The 15,354-nt window shown below is 61.6% G+C and carries 14 protein-coding genes; 12 read left to right on the top strand and 2 right to left on the bottom strand.

What is annotated here, in order from left to right; translation table 11 throughout:
* Nucleotides 1-28: 28 nt before the first annotated feature.
* On the bottom strand, nt 29-667 hold the full coding sequence (kstR, locus tag AC2ETI_RS12200; RefSeq protein WP_003945752.1) for a cholesterol catabolism transcriptional regulator KstR: 639 nt from the start codon (nt 665-667) through the stop codon (nt 29-31).
* Between the two features lie 94 nt (nt 668-761).
* On the opposite strand from kstR, the gene AC2ETI_RS12195 reads away from it, so the two are divergent.
* From AC2ETI_RS12195 to AC2ETI_RS12170, 6 genes are all read left to right on the top strand, one after another.
* The gene (locus AC2ETI_RS12195; RefSeq protein WP_070385795.1) at nt 762-2,924 is read left to right on the top strand and encodes an acyl-CoA dehydrogenase family protein; all 2,163 of its coding nucleotides are present in this window, start codon (nt 762-764) and stop codon (nt 2,922-2,924) included.
* An 83-nt stretch (nt 2,925-3,007) separates the two neighbouring features.
* Nucleotides 3,008-4,048, top strand: a complete 1,041-nt coding sequence (locus AC2ETI_RS12190; protein WP_020968401.1) for an acyl-CoA dehydrogenase family protein — start codon at nt 3,008-3,010, stop codon at nt 4,046-4,048.
* Nucleotides 4,033-5,184 (top strand): acyl-CoA dehydrogenase family protein, encoded by a 1,152-nt coding sequence (locus AC2ETI_RS12185; protein WP_020968402.1) that lies wholly within the window; start codon nt 4,033-4,035, stop codon nt 5,182-5,184. Before AC2ETI_RS12190 ends, AC2ETI_RS12185 begins: the two co-directional genes overlap by 16 nt.
* A 10-nt stretch (nt 5,185-5,194) precedes the next feature.
* Complete coding sequence (locus AC2ETI_RS12180; RefSeq protein WP_483633966.1) at nt 5,195-6,202, top strand: bifunctional MaoC family dehydratase N-terminal/OB-fold nucleic acid binding domain-containing protein; 1,008 nt, start codon at nt 5,195-5,197, stop codon at nt 6,200-6,202.
* Between the two features lie 2 nt (nt 6,203-6,204).
* Nucleotides 6,205-6,645 carry a MaoC family dehydratase gene (locus tag AC2ETI_RS12175; protein WP_020968404.1) on the top strand — a complete coding sequence of 147 codons (441 nt, stop codon included), beginning with the start codon at nt 6,205-6,207 and terminating at the stop codon, nt 6,643-6,645.
* Nucleotides 6,642-7,811, top strand: coding sequence for a lipid-transfer protein (locus AC2ETI_RS12170; RefSeq protein ID WP_020906121.1), 1,170 nt, complete (start codon nt 6,642-6,644; stop codon nt 7,809-7,811). The genes AC2ETI_RS12175 and AC2ETI_RS12170 overlap by 4 nt, the downstream gene beginning before the upstream one ends.
* Before the next feature lie 107 nt (nt 7,812-7,918).
* On the opposite strand, the gene AC2ETI_RS12165 is transcribed toward AC2ETI_RS12170, so the two are convergent.
* Nucleotides 7,919-9,223, bottom strand: a complete 1,305-nt coding sequence (locus tag AC2ETI_RS12165) for an HNH endonuclease signature motif containing protein (protein WP_483633965.1) — start codon at nt 9,221-9,223, stop codon at nt 7,919-7,921.
* A gap of 85 nt (nt 9,224-9,308) precedes the next feature.
* Between AC2ETI_RS12165 and AC2ETI_RS12160 the strand changes: the two genes are divergently transcribed.
* The 6 genes from AC2ETI_RS12160 to AC2ETI_RS12135 all read left to right on the top strand — a co-directional run bounded on the left by AC2ETI_RS12160 (nt 9,309) and on the right by AC2ETI_RS12135 (nt 15,181).
* A complete protein-coding gene (locus tag AC2ETI_RS12160; protein WP_153213490.1) occupies nt 9,309-9,851 on the top strand; it encodes a GNAT family N-acetyltransferase in 543 nt (180 codons plus the stop codon).
* A 54-nt stretch (nt 9,852-9,905) separates the two neighbouring features.
* Nucleotides 9,906-10,931 carry an AraC family transcriptional regulator gene (locus tag AC2ETI_RS12155; RefSeq protein ID WP_355331317.1) on the top strand — a complete coding sequence of 342 codons (1,026 nt, stop codon included), beginning with the start codon at nt 9,906-9,908 and terminating at the stop codon, nt 10,929-10,931.
* 110 nt (nt 10,932-11,041) lie between these two features.
* A complete protein-coding gene (locus AC2ETI_RS12150; RefSeq protein ID WP_003945857.1) occupies nt 11,042-11,452 on the top strand; it encodes a VOC family protein in 411 nt (136 codons plus the stop codon).
* Between the two features lie 126 nt (nt 11,453-11,578).
* A complete protein-coding gene (gene acmB, locus AC2ETI_RS12145) occupies nt 11,579-12,772 on the top strand; it encodes a methyl acetate hydrolase AcmB (RefSeq protein WP_446837284.1) in 1,194 nt (397 codons plus the stop codon).
* Between the two features lie 103 nt (nt 12,773-12,875).
* Nucleotides 12,876-13,724, top strand: a complete 849-nt coding sequence (locus AC2ETI_RS12140) for a mycofactocin-coupled SDR family oxidoreductase (RefSeq protein WP_019746862.1) — start codon at nt 12,876-12,878, stop codon at nt 13,722-13,724.
* Complete coding sequence (locus AC2ETI_RS12135; protein ID WP_021342838.1) at nt 13,721-15,181, top strand: MFS transporter; 1,461 nt, start codon at nt 13,721-13,723, stop codon at nt 15,179-15,181. Before AC2ETI_RS12140 ends, AC2ETI_RS12135 begins: the two co-directional genes overlap by 4 nt.
* Nucleotides 15,182-15,354 lie beyond the last annotated feature (173 nt).

Below are 15,354 nucleotides of genomic sequence, written 5' to 3'. Positions count from 1 at the left end.
CAAAAATGACAGATGTGACAAAGGATGTCTATTCGGGTTTCCGTGTTCCATCACCGAGCAGCAGTTCAACCGTCAATTCCAGCCGATTGGCGACATCGGTAGCCGAAGAACGTCGCGTGAGCCAGGCCACCAAATTGGACAGCCACACATCGGAGATCACGCGCGCGATTGCCAACTGCTCTTCGGTCGGCTCCTCTTCGGTCATCGCTCGTGCGAAGAGGCGGTCCATCAACTGGCCCACCTGATCGACCTCTGCCGCTGCGGAGGCGTCGGCGAACATGAACGCGCGAGTCATGGCTTCGGTGAGGAGCGGATCGCGCTGCATCGCGCGGGTGATGAGGCTGAGGATCAGCTGCATCCGCTCGAGCGGGCTGGTTCCGGGTGGGATCTTGCCCTTGGAATCGATCTTCTCGAATTCGCGTGCCAGAGCGGACACCAACAGGTGAACCTTGGACGGGAAGTAGCGATAGAGCGTTCCGACTGCGACGTCGGCGCGCTCGGCCACGGCGCGCATCTGGACAGCCTCGTAGCCACCCTTGGACGCCAGGGCGAGGGTTGCGTCGAGAATCCGCTTGCGGCGTTCACGTTGCGCGTTGGAGCTGAGATCGTCGTCCCCGAGCGTTGCAGAAGCAACCGCGTTGGAGCGGGATCGGGATGTTGTGGTCATCGACAAATTCCTTCGCGCCTTGACTCTTGGCCAGGTGTCATATTAGAACACGTTCTAAACAATTGTGTCACTTATCGAGAGGCGGGAACCAGTTGTGACAATCGCCACGACCGATGAACAGCGGGCGGTCCAGGAATCGATAGAGGCCTGGGCTCGCTCGGCCACGCCGATGGACATGGTACGCCGTGGACCAGCAGTTTCGTGGCGGGAGAAATGGTCCGAGTTCGCGTCTCTCGGGATATTTTCGGTCGCCGTTCCTGAATCGGTAGGCGGAGCCGGAGCGGAAATCGTCGATCTCGCAGCAATGCTCGAGCAGGCGGCAATCGAACTCGTGCCGGGTCCTGTTCTCACGACTGCGCTTGCAGCTCTGGTGGTTGGGCGTAGTTCGTCGCCCGCTGCCAAACGCTGGTCCGAAATGCTCGCCGACGGTGCGTTGCCGTGTGCCGTCGTATTGGACGAAAGTCCAGTTGCGGCAACGGCGAATGCGTCCGGCGGCATCGAGCTTCATGGCGAAGGAGGTTACGCCTGGGGTGGAGACTCGGGCGTATCGGTCCTCGTGTCGGCGGGCGTGGTGTCGGAAGGTGAAGGCTCGCGTGTCGTCTGGGCTCTCGTCGACGGAGACAGCGAAGGTGTGACCTACGAAGCGGTCGACACGATCGACAAGTCGCGACCACTGGCGCGAGTCTCCTTCGACCGAGTGACGGTCGACGCCGACCGAATCCTCGATGACATTGCGCCAGGATCGGTTTCCGATCTAGCGGCGGTACTTGGGGCTGCCGAAGCTGCCGGAATTGCGGCGTGGAGTCTGCGTACTGCGGTGGAGTACGCGAAGATTCGCGAACAATTCGGAAAACCCATCGGTTCGTTCCAGGCGATCAAACATATCTGTGCCGAAATGCTGTGCCGAGTGGAAAATGCCGGAGCTGTCGCCTGGGATGGTGCGGTCGCTGCAGAGTCGGGCGACGAACTTCCGATCGCGGCGGCGGTGGCGGCCGCGGTGTCTCTGGACGCCGCTGTCGACACGGCAAAAGACTGCATTCAAGTGCTCGGCGGCATCGGATTCACCTGGGAGCACGAGGCGCACTTCTACCTTCGTCGAGCACTGTCGCTCCGGCAGATTCTGGGTGGATCGTCCCGCTGGCGCGCACGCGTCGTTGAATTGACGATCGGCGGTGCACGGCGTCACCTTCAGATCGACTTGAGTGAGCTGGAATCCGACCGGTCCGACATTCGCGAAGAGGTAGCGCAATTGGTGGCGCTGCCCGAATCCGAACAGCGCAACGCGTTGGCCGAATCGGGCTACCTTGCGCCGCACTGGCCTAAGCCGTACGGCCGGGGCGCCAAGGCCGCGCAACAGATTTTGATCGAAGAAGAGTTGGCGGCCGTCGGTATCGGCCGACCCGATCTCGTGATCGGGTGGTGGGCAGTTCCCACCATCCTCGAGCACGGCAGTGCGGAGCAGATCGAAAGATTTGCGACACCGACGCTCAAGGGTGAGATCACTTGGTGTCAGCTCTTCAGTGAACCTGGTGCAGGTTCCGATCTTGCCGCGCTGCGTACGACCGCGGAGAAGGTCGACGGCGGTTGGAAGCTGAACGGCCAGAAAGTCTGGACTTCGCTTGCGCGTGAAGCTGACTGGGCCATCTGCCTCGCCAGAACCGATCGCGAGGTTCCCAAGCACAAGGGCATCACGTACTTCCTTCTCGACATGAAGACGGCCGGGATTCGGATCTCGCCGCTGCGTGAGATCACCGGCGATGCTCTGTTCAACGAAGTCTTCCTCGACGACGTCTTCGTGCCGGACGACTGCGTCGTCGGCCAGCTCGGCGGAGGCTGGAAACTGGCCCGAACGACCCTCGCCAACGAGCGAGTCGCGATGAGCGGGGGCTCTTCGCTCGGCGGTGCGATGGAGGAATTGCTCGAGCTGGCGGGCGATCCCGATCCTGTGGTTGCAGACAAGCTCGGTGGGCTGATCGGAACCGCCATGGTGGGCTCGTTGCTGGAATTGCGCACGACACTGCGGCAATTGGATGGTCAGGATCCGGGCCCGGCGTCGAGCGTCCGCAAGCTGGTGGGCGTGCGCCAGCGTCAGAATGTCGCAGAGTTCGCCATGGAATTGGGTGGCCCAGCCGGATGGGTGGAGGGTCCGCTCTCGCGTGAGTTCCTCAACACGCGATGCTTGTCGATTGCCGGCGGAACCACGCAGATTCTGTTGACCGTCGCCGCGGAGAGAATTCTGGGTCTGCCCCGTGATTAGACGGCGTGAGTAGAGGCCTTTAGAAATGTCCACGTTGGTGATACAACTAGAACACGTTCTACATCAGAGACAGGATTGCCAGCGTGGACTTCACTCCCGATGAAACCCAGGAAGCGGTAGCCGAGGTGGCTACCGCGCTCCTTGCCCGCGAACTGGAGCCGGACGCGCTCTGGGCGGCATTCGCCGAAGCCGACCTGCTCACGTTGGCACTGCCCGAGCGTCTGGGCGGCGAGGGCCTCTCGGTCACCGACGTCGGTTCTCTTCTCGTCGAGGTCGGCCGGGCCGCCGCTCCCATTCCGGCTCTCGCAACCCTCGGCTTCGGCGTACTTCCCATCGTTGCTCTGGGGACCGACGCTCAGCAGGACGAATTGCTCACCGGAGTCAGCGCCGGACGGGTGTTCACCGCGGCGCTCGGTGAGCCGGGTCAGCAGTTCCCGGCGCAGCCGTCGACCACCGCCCATCAGTCGGGCGACTGGTATCGCGTCAGCGGGACGGTGCTTGCCGTGCCTTTCGCGGCGAGCGCACACAGAATTCTTGTGCCCACCGACGCCGGAGTCGTGCTCGTCGATCCGACCGCCGCCGGCGTCGCATTGACGCCGACACCCAGTGCGTCCGGCAGTCCGGAGTTCGCAGTCACCATGGACGAGGCAGTCGGTGAACTTCTCGGTGCCGGCGAGGAAGCCGTCCAGACGCTGTACCGGATCGCCACGGCGAGTATCGGAGCCGTTGCAGACGGTTTGGTGTCCGGTGCCGTCGATCTCACTGCGGCACATGTCGGCTCACGCGAGCAATTCGGCAAGCCGCTCGCAACGTTCCAGGCGGTCTCACAGCAGATCGCCGACGCCTATGTCACCTCGCGGACTCTTCACGTCGCGGCGTTGTCGGCGTCCTGGCGCGTGTCGGAGGGCCTGGATGCTCAGTCGGACCTCGACGTCATGGCGTACTGGATCGCCCAGGAAGTACCCGCCACAATGCAGGTGCTTCACCACCTGCACGGCGGTCTGGGCGTCGACGTCACGTATCCGCTTCATCGTTACTACTCGACTGCAAAAGACTTGGCGCGCCTGCTCGGCGGCGCTTCGCAGCGACTCGACCTCGTGGGGGCCCGGTGTTCATCGATCTGACCGACAGTCAGCGCGCATTGCAAGCTGAACTTCGACGCTACTTCTCGACGCTGATCTCGCCCGAGGAGGCCAAGATCATGCGTGTGGAGCGGCATGGCCCTACCTATCGTGAGGTCATCCGTCGTATGGGCAAGGACGGTTGGCTCGGCGTCGGCTGGCCGGTGGAGTACGGCGGACGTGGGTTCGGTGAAGTCGAGCAGCAGATTTTTGTCAACGAAGCTGTGCGGGCGGATGTCCCACTGCCTTCGGTGACGTTGCAGACCGTCGGTCCGACTCTGCAGAAGTACGGCAGCGAGGAGCAGAAGCAGAAATTCCTGCCCGCCATCCTCGCCGGTGAAGTGCACTTCGCGATCGGCTACACCGAACCGGAAGCCGGCACCGACCTTGCAGCCCTGCGTACTTCGGCGACACGAAATGGTGACGAGTACGTCGTCAACGGCCAGAAGATTTTCACCACCGGCGGGCATGACGCCGATTACGTGTGGCTCGCCGTGCGGACCGGATCTGCCGATTCACGGCACCGCGGCATCTCAATCCTGATCATGGATACCAAAGATCCCGGCTACACCTGGACCCCGATCATCACTTGCGACGGTGCGCATCACGTCAATGCCACCTACTACGAGGACGTTCGCGTTCCGGCGAACATGCTTGTGGGTGAAGAGAATCAGGGTTGGCGCCTGATAACGACGCAGCTCAACCACGAACGCGTCATGCTCGGTCCGGCAGGTCGCGTCGCAGGGATTTACGACCACGTCTTCGATTGGGCCAAGCGTGAAAACCTGCTTGATCACGTTGACGTACGACGCGCACTCGGCGAGATTCACGCGACGTATCGCCTCAACGAACTGCTCAACTGGCAAGTGGCATCGAGTGATTCGGAGTCGGTGGACATTGCCGACGCTTCGGCAACCAAAGTATTTGCGACCGAACGCATCCAGCGAGTCGGTCGACTCGCGGAAGAGATCGTCGGACGGTACGGAAATCCGATCGATCCCGAAACGGCTGATCTCATGGAGTGGCTGGACATGCAGATCAAGCGCAACCTGGTGATCACCTTCGGCGGTGGAGTCAACGAGGTGATGCGCGAATTGATCGCTACCGCCGGCCTGAAGCTTCCCCGCGTTCCGAGATAGGAAACAAATCGTGTCAGATCCCATTCTCACTGCTGCCGAGCGGGTTCGAGAGGACGGGCCAAGCGCTCCTCGCGCCGGCCGGGACCCCGTGAACTTGCCGATGATCCGCAACTGGGTCGAGGCGATCGGTGACGAGAACCCGATCTACGTCGACGAATCGGCCGCCCGCGCCGCCGGACACGACGGAATAGTCGCGCCGCCGGCGATGGCGCAGGTATGGACGATGCGCGGTCTGGGGACAATTCGAGAAGCCGACGATCCGTTGGGCCGGATGACGGACATTCTCGACGAGGCCGGATTCACGTCCGTCGTCGCGACCAACTGCGATCAGATCTACCACCGCTATTTGAAGCCGGGTGAAGAAGTCACCATCTCTTCGGTGTTGGAAGACGTAGTGGGACCGAAGAATACAGGTCTTGGTGAAGGGTGGTTCTTCACTACCCGCAGCTTCTGGCGGGTAGGCGAAGAACTGGTCTCGGAGATGATGTTCCGGATCTTGAAGTTCGCGCCGCCGGTAAGTGAGCGTCCCTCCACTGACGTACCTGCGGACCTGGACGCATCTCGGATGCTGCGCCCGACGGCGTCTCTAGACACACAGTTCTTCTGGGACGGTGTCGCCGCACACGAGTTGCGTATTCAACTGCGTGCGGATGGTTCGGTGCAGCACCCACCCGTGCCCGCGATCTGGAAGGACAAGTCGGAGCAGACCGACTACGTGGTCGCGTCAGGGCGGGGAACGGTCTTCAGTTTCGTCGTTCACCACGCGCCCAAGGTTCCTGGTCGGTCGTTGCCGTTCGTCGTTGCCCTGGTCGAACTGCCTGAGGGTGTGCGGATGCTCGGCGAATTGCGCGGCGTCGATCCCTCGAGTGTGTCGATCGGAATGGAGGTGGAGGCGATCTACCTCGACTTCCCCGGAGACGACGAGACCGGGGGAACTCCCTGGACTTTGTACGCCTGGCAGCCGGTTGGGGCTTCTGCGGTTTCGGCGGTTCCTGCGGTTTCAGCGGGGAAGGAGTGACGATGACTTTGACGACGGATATCACTGTGGGAGAGGTTCTTCCGCAGCTCTCGATTTACGGCGACCCGACGTTTGTGGTCTCGGCAGCGCTCGCTACCCGCGACTTTCAAGATGTTCACCACGACCGTGATCTCGCACAGAAACGCGGCTCGAAAGACATTTTTGTCAACATCCTCACCGACACCGGCCTGGTGCAGCGATTCGTGACCGACTGGGCAGGACCGCGGGCAGTACTCACGTCGATCAAGCTGCGCCTCGGGGTCCCGTGGTACGCCTACGACACTTTGACGCTCTCCGGCACGGTGACCTCCTACGACGAGGATCTCGTTTCGCTCGCGGTGGTCGGCAAGAACAGTCTGGGAGATCACATCACTGCGCAGGTCACACTGGCATTTCCGGCGTCGGGCTCGAATGGAGACATTGAAAACGGAGACATTGAATGAGCGCATTGTCCGGCAAGGCTGCGATCGTCGGAATCGGAGCCACGGATTTCTCGAAGGACTCCGGTCGCAGTGAACTGCGACTGGCCGCCGAAGCTGTTCAAGCCGCGTTGGACGACGCCGGTCTGACACCCGCCGACGTCGACGGTCTTACCTCGTTCACCATGGACACCAACACCGAAGTGGCAGTAGCTCGTTCGGTGGGTATCCCGAACCTCAAGTTCTTCAGTCGTATTCACTACGGTGGCGGTGCCGCTGCGGCGACGATTCAGCAAGCGGCCATGGCGGTTGCCACTGGCGTCGCAGACGTCGTCGTTGCTTATCGCGCATTCAACGAGCGATCGGGTGCGCGTTTCGGGCAGGTGAACTCCGGTCTTGTGGCGCAGGTCAATTCGTCGGGAACGGACAACGCCTTTTCCTATCCTCACGGATTGGGTACTCCCGCATCCTTTGTCGCGATGGTCGCGCAGCGATACATGCACGTATACGGAGCGTCCAGCGAGGACTTCGGTCGAATCGCCGTCGCGGACCGTAAGCATGCAGCCACCAACCCGAAGGCGTTCTTCTACGGAAAGCCGATCACCCTCGAGGACCATCAGAACTCGCGATTCATCGCTGAACCTTTGCATCTCCTCGATTGCTGCCAGGAATCCGACGGCGGCATCGCCATCGTCGTCACCTCGCCAGAACGAGCCAAAGATCTGAAGAACACCCCTGCCGTTATCGCTGCCGCCGCACAGGGCAGCGGGGCAGATCAATACATCATGACCAGCTATTACCGCGACGGTTTGACCGGCCTACCGGAGATGGGCCTTGTCGGCGATCAACTCTGGTCACAAAGTGGGCTGCGCCCGTCGGACATGCAGACGGCGATCTTCTACGACCACTTCACGCCCTATGTTCTGATGCAGCTCGAGGAACTCGGTTTCTGCGGTAGGGGAGAGGCCAAAGACTTCATCGCCGGTGGCGCAATCGAACTCGGAGGCAAGCTTCCGATCAACACCCATGGTGGACAGCTCGGCGAGGCATACATCCACGGGATGAACGGTATCGCCGAGGGAGTTCGGCAGATCCGCGGTACTTCGGTCAACCAGGTCGACTCCGTCGAGAGTGTACTGGTGACTGCGGGAACGGGCGTTCCGACATCGGGGCTTGTGCTGACTCGCTGATTATCGTGGGCACAGCTTCCTCAGGCGTCACGGCCTGTTGGCACCGCATCGAGGTCCCCTTCGATGCGGTGCTGGCCCGTGTTCTGTTGTGCCCGAGGAGTACTACCTCAGGTTTTGAAGGTGGTGTTCGCCGGCCGCGGACGCCGCTGCGGGTCGATCGAGGGTGGTGGGATGAACCAGGGTTTGTTGTCGACCCCGATCCGGATCATCCACTTCCCGACGAACCCGGATTTGCGGTGCATCAGCCGGTGATGTGAACGGCACAGCAGGACAAGGTTGCTCATCACCGTCGGGCCACCGTTCGCCCAGTGCCGAATATGGTGCGCATCCGTCCAGGCCGGTACACACGTGCAGCCGGGGAACGCGCAGCCTTTGTCTCGGGCGATCAACGCCACTCGCTGTTCGGCGGACACCAACCGTTTCCCGGGTTTCGCATCGAGCGGCGCCCCGCGGTCGTCGAGCAGTACGGTGGACAGGAAACAGTCGCAGCCGAGGAGTCTGGTCTGCGAGACGGACAGTGGCCCCAGCCAGGGCATGTGCCCGACATCAAGATCCGACACAGCCACTCCACTACCAGAAGTAGCGGGTGCGGCTGCGCAGTCCCGATGCTCAGCGAGGTCGCGGGCGTTGATGTGCACGTTCACGTGCGGACGCTGACCACCATCCGTACCGGTCTTCGCGCAGTCCAGATACCGGCGGATCAGTTCGGTGAACCCATCCGCGGTCCGCTTCGCCGCCGACCGAGAATCCGGGGTTCCATCGGGTGCCGGGGTGGGCATCGTCAGATTCGACAACGCCGACAACAACATTTCGCCGGTGAGAGCGTCGAAATCCCCGCGCACCACCACCCGACCATTCAACGTCGACGCGATCCGCAACTCGTTCCGATCCACATCCTCGGCGGGCGGAATCTCATCGGACTCGAACACTCGCTCCAAGGTCGCGATAACACTCCGCACCTTCGTGGTCGTCGCCTCCACGCCCGAAGCAGCAGCCAACAACAAATCGATGCACTTCGGTAGCGCTTCGTCAGGCATGCCCTTTGGTGGTGACTCGCCGAACGCCACGATCAACACGGCATGATCGAAGGAGCAGTCCCCGTCATCGAATCGGGCCGCCACTGCCGGAAACGGGCGTAGCGCTGCACCGAGGGCGGCGATCTTCTTCCCGTCCCGGATTTGCAGCATCGTGTTTGCCGCCAACCAGCAACCCACCCCGCGGCTGGCAATCACCTGATCATCCCGGCGCATCGACAACTCGTCCACCACCGCCACCCGAACAGCTTCGAGCCGCAGAATCTCCGCACTCGCCTCGATAGCAGCGGTACGCAACTCAGAAGCAGACAGCTGCCACAGGCGTCCGCGCAACCCCACCGCAGAACCCGACACCACGTCCGACAACAGAACACTCATTGAATCCCCCGATCCCCACCCAAAACAATACTCGAACACGCGTTCGAGTCAACAGGTGCTTTTGGGCTCGCTCTAGGATCGCTGGATGTTCACGTTGACTACGGAACGCCTTGTTCTTCGAGATTTCACTGCCGCGGATGAAGATGCCGTCCATCAGTACGCGTCCGACCCTGCCGTCTGTAGATATGTTGATTGGGGGCCGAACACCCCCGCGGTGACCAGGGCATTCCTGGCTGACGCGGCACTCGAAGCTGAGCTCGTCGAACGTCGCACGTTCACCCTGGCCATCACGTCGAAGGCTGATGGAACGGTCATCGGTTCGGTAGCTGTGTGGGAAGTGTCCGCCGCGCACCGGCGGGCGGAACTCGGTTTTGTCGTGAACCCGAAGTCCCAAGGACGAGGTTATGCATCCGAGGCAGGGAGCGCGGTCCTGGGACTCGCCTTCGCTCGCCTTGGAGCACAGCGCGTGCAGGCAACGTGTCGTCCGGAGAACTCGGCGTCGGCGTCGGTGCTCACCAAAATCGGAATGGTGGAGGAGGGGCGGATGAGGGCTCACATGGTGATCCGAGGGACCGCGGTGGATTCGCTGCTTTTTGCTGCAACACGACCTGCCGCCGTACAGCCATAGACCGCGTCGGCTCACTTTCGTGACCTTCCCGGGCCCTGGTGCGATACTCGAACCATGTTCGAGGATGCCTTGCTCATCGACGCGGCCGGCCGGCCCACTATGCAGCATCACCAGGCCTTTTCTCGGGACTGGGACCGCATCAAGGAATGGTCCGACAACATCTACATGCCGTATACGGTCACGCCGATAGGAAGTCGGTTGAAGCCGGCTTCGGACATGTACTCGGCGGCGGTGGGCAAGATCGACGTCACCCGATTCTGCTACGGCATTCCGGTCTCTGTCGGTGAATGTTCTCCTGAGGCCGGAAACATTCTGGTTCTGACGACGATCAGAGGCAACGGCCGACATGCCCTTGGCCGGGGAGCTGCGGCAAATACTGCCGTGGGGGAGACTTTTGTCGCCGACTGTAGTCGGACCGACTATTTCGTCGAATTCGACGCGGATCATCTGCAGCTGAATCTCACTGTGCCGCATCAGCTTGTCGCCGACCACGCCCAGCAGTGGTACGGGGCGGTTCCCGACGATCGTCTGTGGCGGCACAAGTGCACCATCGGCGGGCGTGGCTCGAGTTGGCTCGCATTGATGGACTACGTCGTTCGCGCGATTGCAGAGTCGCCTGACGCGATGTCGAGTGAAAGGCTGGGCGCCAGGGTTCAAGAACTCATCACGGCTCAGCTTCTCGACGAGTGGGCGACGCAGGCCGGGTTGCAACTCGGCGCCGACGTCGCCTCCGCCGAACCGGCGTACGTGCGATCGGCGGAGGAGTACATCGATACCTTCGCGCGCTCGGTGCCGACGGCGTCCGAGATCGCGGCTGCGGTGGGCGTCAGTGTCCGGGCGCTCACTGCGGGATTTCGACGGTACCGAGACACCACGCCGGGGCAACGATTGCGCGCGCGTCGACTGGAGGGGGTACGCAGCGAACTGTTGCGTTCCGATGGGAGAACCGTTTCGGAGATCGCCAACGCCTGGGGCTACGTCAATCTGGGCATGTTTGCGGCCGCCTACCGGAAACGGTTCGGAGAGTTGCCTTCCGAGACTCGGAACCCACTCTCAGGACAGTTGTTTGAACGGTCATGACGATCGGTTTACGCACTCGATGAACTGCGATGATCCGTTGTTTCGTGTCGGAGCGTTCTGCAAGGATTGAAATCGAACGTGACAGCAATCCCACGAGCTAGGAGTACGTCATGGCAACTCGACTCAATCCGTACATCAGTTTCAACGGTAACGCGCGTGAAGCGTTGGAGTTCTACAAGGGCATTTTCGGTGGCACGCTGGCGCTGAGCACGTTCGGTGAATTCGGCAATCCCGGCGAAGGCGGGGACAAGATCATGCACGGAATGCTCGAGACCGATCAGGGATACACCCTGATGGGTGCTGACACTCCGCCCGGCATGCCGTACAACCCCGGCGACAACATCACGGTCAGCCTCAGCGGCGACGACGGCGATGTGCTGCGCGGGTACTGGGAGCAACTGTCGGGAACAGGTACGGTCAGCGTTCCGCTCGAGAAGCAGATGTGGGGCGACGAATTCGGCGCCTGTACAGACAAATTCGGTATTTCCTGGCTGGTGAATATCGGAGCGCCCCAGAGCTGACTCCAGACTCTGCCCGGTTCTGCCGAAACGAGACAGTTTTCCTGCCGTTTCGAGGCAGAGCCGGGTGTGTGATCGCCGTTACATTTTGTTCGACAAGACAAGTTGCAAGTCGGATGGAGAAATGCAGTGACGATCGAAGATATTGCGCGGAAGCCCCTTTCGAAGCAGCGCCTCGACGACGTGCTGGCGCGAGCAACTCAGGGGGCTGATCGCGTCCCGGGTGTGGTCGCGATGATCACGGATCGAGAAGGCAACATCTACGAGGGTGCTGCGGGCGAGCGGACTCTCGGTTCCGGCGTTCCGATGACCCTCGATACAACCTTTGCGCTCTTCTCCACCACCAAGGCGATCACCGGTACCGCTGTCCTGCAATGTGTGGAGGAGGGATTGCTCGATCTCGATGCACCTGCAGCGACCTATGTTCCCGACATCGGTGAGCTGAAGGTCCTGGACGGTTTCGACGCCGGCGGAAACCCCGTTCTTCGGGAACCCAAGCGTGACATCACCACTCGCATGCTGCTCCTTCACACTGCAGGGTTCGGCTACGACTTCTTCAACGAGTCGTACAACCGGCTCTCGCAGGAACATGGGCAGCCCAGCGTGATCACGTGTAGCAAAGCGGCGCTCACGACACCGCTGCTCTTCGACCCGGGTGAGAAATGGGAGTACGGCACCAACATCGACTGGGCCGGACAGGTCGTCGAGTCGATTCGAGGTCAGCGACTCGGCGATGTCATGCGTCAGCGCATCTTCGAACCTCTCGAGATGGCCGATACGGCATTCACGATGAGCCCGTCGATGAAGGATCGACTTGCGCCGATCCATCAGCGCGAGGGCGACGGAAGCCTCACTCCGCTCATCGGATTCGAGCTTCCGGCCGAACCCGAGGTGCACATGGGTGGTCACGGTTTGCACGGCACTGTCGGCGACTACATGAAGTTCATTCGTATGTGGCTCAACGACGGCGCGGGCACATCCGGTCGCGTGTTGTCGCCGGAGGCGGTAGCTGCAGCCGTTCAGAACGGGCTCGAAGGCCAGCACGTGGGGTTGTTGCCCGGAGTTCTCCCGACGCTGTCCAACGATGCGGAATTCTTCCCCGGTGTACCCAAAGGATGGGCATACTCCTTCATGACAAATGAAGAGGTGGCACCCACCGGTAGGCCGGCCGGATCGCTGGCTTGGGCGGGTCTTGCCAACCTCTATTACTGGATCGACCGGCAGACCGGCGTCGGCGGGTTCTGGGCAACGCAGATTCTGCCGTTCGCGGACGCTGGATCCATCAACGGATACCTGGAATTCGAGACCGCCGTTTACCAGTGATCGGCTGGATTCCCGCTGTCCGGGATCGACTGTTTCTTTCGGGCGGGTTCGGAGTACGCATGCAGTACAGCGCACGCTTGCATACGACGAACTAGGAGACGGCATGAACAGCCTCGAAGGCAGCTTCGAAGGAAAAGTTGCACTGATCACCGGCGCCGCGCGCGGTCAGGGGCGCGCCCACGCTGTCGCATTCGCGGAGCGTGGCGCGGACATCGTGATCTGCGACCGGTGCGAGAACAGTGATGTCGTCGCCTACCCCCTCGCAAACGAGGAGGATCTGAAGGAAACCGTTCGTTTGGTGGAAGCCACCGGTCGTCGGTGCATTGCCGTCAAGGCGGACACTGCTGATCGCGAAGCAATGGACGCGCTCGTTGCCCGCGCTGAAGCCGAGTTCGGCCGTGTCGACATCGCCGTCGCGAATGCCGGTGTGTCCGTGCCCGCTCCGATCACGTCGATGACGTCGGCACAGTGGAACGAAGTCATCTCGTCGAACCTGACCGGTGTGTTCAACACCGTTGCGGCCGTGTCAGGTGGAATGGCGGAACGTGGTTACGGTCGCATCATCACGATTTCCTCGATGATGGGTCGATCAGGTGGCACCCAGATGGCGGCGTACGGCGCCTCCAAATGGGGCGTCATCGGTTTGACGAAGAGTGTGTCGCTCGAACTGGCCAACTCGGGTGTGACCGTGAATGCTATTGCACCGGGAAACATCTCGACGCCGATGATTCACAACGACATGATGTACGCAATGATGCGGCCTGACCTCGAATCGCCGACGGCAGACGACGTCGAACCCGTGTACGCGACTCTGCATGCGCAGCCGGTCGGTTGGCTGGATCCCTTCGAGATCACGCGAGTAGTCCTGTTCCTCGCCGCCGACGCGAGTGCCCACATGAGTGGCATCGTGGTTCCTGTCGACGCCGGAGTAGCCGCTCGCTCGAACGCTTGACGGACAAGACTGTTCGCGCGAAAGCGCGGACCGGGTGGGTCGTCGGCGTCCTGAGTCTGAGCGGTGTGGTGGTCGCGCTGCAACAGACCTTGGTGGTGCCGGTCCTGCCTGCGTTCGCGACGGCATCGGGAGTATCGTCGTCCACCGCTTCCTGGCTGGTGACCTCGACGTTGCTGACCGGTGCCGTCGCAACCCCTCTCATCGGCAGACTCGCCGACATGTTCGGCAAGCGCGCGATGATGCTCGTCTGTCTTGCCGTGATGATCGTCGGCTGCATGGTTGCTGCGCTCAGCCAGAGTTTCTGGTTACTGATCCTCGGGCGCTCGTTGCAGGGGTTCGCGACGGCACTTCTGCCCGTCGGAATCAGCATCATGCGCGATGTCCTTCCTCCGGAAAAGCTCAGTGGTGCAGTAGCTCTCATGAGTGCGACGTTGGGGATCGGTGGCATGTTCGGTATGCCGATGGCTGGGGTGATCTCGGCGCACTGGGGACTACCCGCGCTTTTCTGGGTCACCGGTGGATTCGGGGTCGTACTGATAGTCGTCTTGCCGCTGGTGGTGCCGGAATCGGCGGTGAAGAGTCGCGGGCGCTTCGACTTTCTGGGGGCCACGGTCCTCACACTCGCTATGACTGCACTGCTGCTGGCCGTTTCGAAAGGAACCGAATGGGGCTGGGCAAGCCCCGAGGTTCTGGTTCTGATCGCGTCCGGCGTGGTCTTGCTCTGTGGATGGATTCCGTGGGAACTGCACACGCCGGCACCGCTGGTCGATCTGCGGACTTCCCTTCGCGCTCCGATTCTGGTTTCGAACGTCTGCGCAGTATTACTCGGTTTTGCCATGTTCATCAGCGCGTTGGCGGCAACGCAGGAACTTCAGTTGCCCCTGGCGTCGGCGGACGGTCTCGGACTCTCGGCTGCCGAAGCCGGACTGGCGATGATGCCGGGCGGAGTCCTGATGATCGGATTGGCGCCGGTGTCGTCGAAAGTGACGAGGCGATGGGGAGCGAAGGCTACGTTGGCGTCGGGTGCGATCGTCATTGCAATCGGATATGTCTTGCGTGTGCTGTTGGCGCCGACGTTGGTCAATATCGTGATCGGCGCTGCCGTGGTATCGGCCGGTGTGGCATTTTCCCTGGCAGCCATGCCGACTCTGATCACCGAATCTGCACCGATCCATCAGACTGCCTCGGCCAACGGATTCAACAGCCTGCTCCGTTCGGTCGGTACCTCCACCGGAAGCGCCGTTGCGGCAGCGGTATTGGCCAGTTCAACGGTGGTGATCGGTGCGAGCGCTGTGCCGACCCTGCATTCGTTCGCGGTTTTGTACTGGATCGGAGCGGGCGTATCAGCACTGGCCGCCGCGGTGACGTTGGCAGTGAAGGTGGAGCGGACGGGGGCGGTATCGCTGCCCGAGTTACCAATTGCAGCCGAAACCGATGGCGCAACGAAGATCGGGTGAGTCGACGGACTGACCCGATCTTCGTCGTCACCGTTATCTTCGACTGGAATCAACCAGGTACCCGAGACCGGGAGATCCTAGGTGATCCTGGGAGGTGATGTTTCTGGCAATCCGGGGGGTGGTGGTCTGTTCTGTGGTGCAGCGTTTCGGACTGTTGCGTGAAAAATCCTGGA

Source organism: Rhodococcus sp. MurmanLake-1, from assembly GCF_056945715.1.
The sequence above is the reverse complement of the archived record's forward strand: the minus strand, read 5'-3'. Positions and strand labels throughout refer to the sequence as shown.

What these genes read in the sequence shown, in the direction of transcription:
- kstR (WP_003945752.1), bottom strand. Translation starts at nt 667, where the DNA reads ATGACCACAACATCCCGATCCCGCTCCAACGCGGTTGCTTCTGCAACG.
- AC2ETI_RS12175 (WP_020968404.1), top strand. Translation starts at nt 6,205, where the DNA reads ATGACTTTGACGACGGATATCACTGTGGGAGAGGTTCTTCCGCAGCTC.
- AC2ETI_RS12170 (WP_020906121.1), top strand. Translation starts at nt 6,642, where the DNA reads ATGAGCGCATTGTCCGGCAAGGCTGCGATCGTCGGAATCGGAGCCACG.
- AC2ETI_RS12165 (WP_483633965.1), bottom strand. Translation starts at nt 9,223, where the DNA reads ATGAGTGTTCTGTTGTCGGACGTGGTGTCGGGTTCTGCGGTGGGGTTG.
- AC2ETI_RS12160 (WP_153213490.1), top strand. Translation starts at nt 9,309, where the DNA reads ATGTTCACGTTGACTACGGAACGCCTTGTTCTTCGAGATTTCACTGCC.
- AC2ETI_RS12155 (WP_355331317.1), top strand. Translation starts at nt 9,906, where the DNA reads ATGTTCGAGGATGCCTTGCTCATCGACGCGGCCGGCCGGCCCACTATG.
- AC2ETI_RS12150 (WP_003945857.1), top strand. Translation starts at nt 11,042, where the DNA reads ATGGCAACTCGACTCAATCCGTACATCAGTTTCAACGGTAACGCGCGT.
- AC2ETI_RS12140 (WP_019746862.1), top strand. Translation starts at nt 12,876, where the DNA reads ATGAACAGCCTCGAAGGCAGCTTCGAAGGAAAAGTTGCACTGATCACC.